Here is a 3,302-nt window from a genome sequence, read left to right as displayed (position 1 = left end):
CACAACCGGAGGCGGCACGGGCGGTACCACTGGCGGTGGCACGACTGGCGGTACCACTGGCGGCGGCACAACTGGTGGTGGAACGACTGGTGGCGGCACGACCGGCGGCGGCACGACTGGTGGCGGCACGACCGGCGGCTTCCACCACTAATTCCGGCGCACCGGCGCTTACGGGGTTGGCTTTTCCTCGGCGATGTTCACATCCGGTTCGCCACCGTGATCCGCCCGACTGGCGGAACTGCCCGCGGGGACGACCCCTTCCTCTTTCGGTGTTTCCTTACCGCGTAATCGACTACGCCGCCATCGCCCACGAACCTGCATCGCCAGCTTCGTTGCCATTTGTTTGATGCTGCGCGGAAGTCGTTGCGCAGTCTCGGGCTGAACAAACGCGAGATAAAGCACGAACATCGCCACGCTGAAAAAACCCACGGCGATCGCAATCATGATCATCGTGTGCATGACCACGCCCGCGGCCAGCACCCACGGCCGTAAGCGCCTGTTCCACACCAGGATTCCAACAGACAGCTCAACGGCAAGCGTTCCCCAGGTCACGGCGTTCATCAGCAGCGCGTTGTTGGCGAACCAATGCGGCGTGGGAATCAGCAGCATGTCTTGCAGTCGCAGCGCGTAGGACACGGCAGTGCCCTCAGGCCAGGCGCTGCCGTTGACCTTGCTCAGCGCCGACGCCAAATAGATCAGCGACAACTGCAGTTGCATCAATCGAACCGGCCACTGTGGGCGCTGCTGCGCCGACCAGAAGATCCCAGTGCGGCGTCGCTGGTCGAGCGACAACGCCGCGCCGCACGGTGAAAGCGCAAGGAACAACGCCTCAAGCCGCACAAGGAGATCGCCGGAGTTCCATACCCACGGGTTGCGGTGTTCGAAGGACAATATGAGCACAAACACGCCGAGTGCGGCCAATCGGCTGTGCCATCCGATCATCAGCGCCAGCGAAGAAACCAGCAGCACGGCCCATCCGATAAGCAGCGCGCGGTCACTGTTCCAGATCGCGAAAAGGCCCCACTGAAAACTTCCCCCGGGCTGCTGCGGCGCGATTCCGTGCGGCCCGAACAACTCATCCAGATCGGGTAGCAATGAGACCGTCCAGCCCAGCGCCACCGCGGCGAACGCAATCCTGACCAGACCGAGGGTGTAGGCAGGTTGCGAGCGGAACCAAAATGTCCGCCAGCTTTCGACTGCGGCCACCCACGGCTGCTGGTGGCTTTCATGTGCGCTCATCGCTTGCCGGTCAAGGTCTCGTCGTAAAGGATTTCCTCGCCGATGGTGCGCGGGCCATCGGCGCCGGGCGGCGGGAGCAATTCGGTGCGCAAAATTATCTGCACTCGTACCACGTGCTCATCGCGACCGGTGAGCCGGTGAACAACCCAGTGCGCCAAGCCAACTCGACTAGTGGGCTGGCGTACTAAGTTCTCCTTGGCCTTCTGCCAGCGATACCACGAAAACGCCCCCACCACACGGTCACCGCGCGGATTCGTCCACGCCCGTTGCGCGCCATCGGCCATGGTGACACGCACCTCGACGTACTCAAGGCGCCGCAGCGGTTCCGGGGCGTACATCCGCCAGTTCTGCTCTAGACCAGCCGCCGACGCGACCGGCTGCAGCACCGGCATCAGCCGCCGCTTGAATGCAGCATCGGGCAAGCTCCACACCACGCCGATGATCAGCACGACCACGACCAAGCAGCTAATCGCTGCCTCGCCAACACGCCAGCTCTCGAATCGCTGCCCGATCAGCGAGAGCTTCCTCAGGTCCAGCGCACGCCCCTTCTCTCATCGACCGCTATCCGGAGAGTCTGACCTTGCTTTCTAGCCGATCAGGGTCAGCTGCGCCCGCCGAACCGGCGGGCCAATGCTTGCCGATCCACCTTCCCGATACCGCGCATCGGCAGCGCATCGACGATATGCAGCTCGCGTGGTGCCGCGGTGACGTCGAGCGTCCGCGCGACATGCGTGCGCAGCCCGTCCAGCGTCGGCGCGGTGCACCCTCGCCGCGGCACGACCGCAGCGACGACCCGTTGTCCCAGCCGCTCGTCGTCCACGCCGAAGACCGCACAGTCGCGCACCGCCGGATGGGTCAGCAAGGCAGCCTCCACGGGTTGTGGAAGCACCGTCAATCCACCAGTGCTGATCGCCTCATCGATCCTGCCCAGCACGCTGAGCCGCCCTGAGTCATCCAGTGCACCAACGTCGTTGGTGTAAAACCAGCCCGGCTCGGCAAACGGGTCGGGATCGACCGGGTTGCGGTATCCGCGAGCCAGCGTCGCGCCGCCGACCACGATGCGCCCGTCAGCACCGATGCGCAGTCGCACCTCCTCGAGCGGGACGCCGTCGTAGACACAGCCACCCGCGGTCTCGCTCATCCCGTAGGTGCGCACCACCGAAATTCCCGCTGCAGCAGCAGCTTCCAGCACCGATTTCGGCGCCGGGCCACCGCCGATCAGCACGGCATCCAATTCGGCCAGCGCATCGGTCGCTTCGGGGTCGGTCAGCGCCTTGGCCAACTGGGCAGCCACTAACGATGCGTATCGCCGGCCCGACCCCAAATGCCCTACTGCACTGGGCAATTCGGCGACATCGAAACCCGCAGAGACATCCATCTCGACGGGAACCGTGCCGGCCAGGACGCTTCGCACCAGCACCTGCACGCCGGCGATGTGATACGGCGGCAGGGCCAGCAGCCAACGGCCGGGGCCGCCCAGACGGGCGTGCGTGGCCTTTGCGCTGGCGGTTAACGCGGCGGCGGTCAGCATCGCACCCTTGGGTGCACCGGTGGTTCCCGACGTCGTCACCACCAGCGCGATATCGTCGTCGATCTCCTCGCCTATCCGCAACGCAGGCAACGTCTCACCGGAGCGCACGGGGACAAGCGCGGGTTCGCGGCCGGCGAGAACGCCTTCCAACGCGGGCAGCAGAGACGTCGCCGCTGAGCCCGGCGAAACGGCAACTGCGCGCAGAACGGCTATCCGCGGCCCTCGCCCTCGCGGACGTCATCGAGCGGCCAGCCCTTGGCAGCCAACCGTGCCCGCACCCGTTCGATGTCCTCGGGCGCCGGCAGGTCGTCGGTGAACTGGGTGATCGTCGCGCCGATGTCGATGTGGTCGAAATCGCCGCGCTGCATCAGTTCATGGGCGACGGCCTTGACTTCGTCATTGGTCAGCCGTCGTGACAGCAGAGCCAATAGCGGAAAGTAGTCGGTCGGCGGCACGCCTTCTGGATAGCCGGCGCGCAGCCAGGCGACGATCGAGGTGAGGAATCGGTTCACAGTCCGTCAACTTCCGCGGG

4 protein-coding genes are annotated in these 3,302 nt (G+C 65.4%); all 4 read right to left on the bottom strand.

The window, feature by feature from the left end; translation table 11 throughout:
- Positions 1 to 168: 168 nt before the first annotated feature.
- The 4 genes from VFA16_RS14655 to VFA16_RS14640 all read right to left on the bottom strand — a co-directional run bounded on the left by VFA16_RS14655 (position 169) and on the right by VFA16_RS14640 (position 3,282).
- A complete protein-coding gene (locus VFA16_RS14655; protein ID WP_324968515.1) occupies positions 169 to 1,239 on the bottom strand; it encodes an HTTM domain-containing protein in 1,071 nt (356 codons plus the stop codon).
- Entirely contained in the window at positions 1,236 to 1,694 is a 459-nt protein-coding gene (locus VFA16_RS14650; RefSeq protein WP_324968514.1) for a hypothetical protein, read from the bottom strand. Before VFA16_RS14650 ends, VFA16_RS14655 begins: the two co-directional genes overlap by 4 nt.
- 146 nt (positions 1,695 to 1,840) lie before the next feature.
- Positions 1,841 to 2,929 carry an o-succinylbenzoate--CoA ligase gene (menE, locus tag VFA16_RS14645; protein ID WP_414687725.1) on the bottom strand — a complete coding sequence of 363 codons (1,089 nt, stop codon included), beginning with the start codon at positions 2,927 to 2,929 and terminating at the stop codon, positions 1,841 to 1,843.
- A gap of 50 nt (positions 2,930 to 2,979) precedes the next feature.
- Positions 2,980 to 3,282 carry a DUF3349 domain-containing protein gene (locus tag VFA16_RS14640; protein WP_324968512.1) on the bottom strand — a complete coding sequence of 101 codons (303 nt, stop codon included), beginning with the start codon at positions 3,280 to 3,282 and terminating at the stop codon, positions 2,980 to 2,982.
- Positions 3,283 to 3,302 lie beyond the last annotated feature (20 nt).

The sequence above is a fragment of the Mycobacterium sp. genome, assembly GCF_035653355.1.
Classification (GTDB): Bacteria; Actinomycetota; Actinomycetes; order Mycobacteriales; family Mycobacteriaceae; genus Mycobacterium.
This window is presented reverse-complemented; position numbering and strand designations above follow the sequence as displayed.

Coding starts and splice junctions, on each gene's coding strand:
- VFA16_RS14655 (WP_324968515.1), bottom strand. CDS start 1,239: ATGAGCGCACATGAAAGCCACCAGCAGCCGTGGGTGGCCGCAGTCGAA.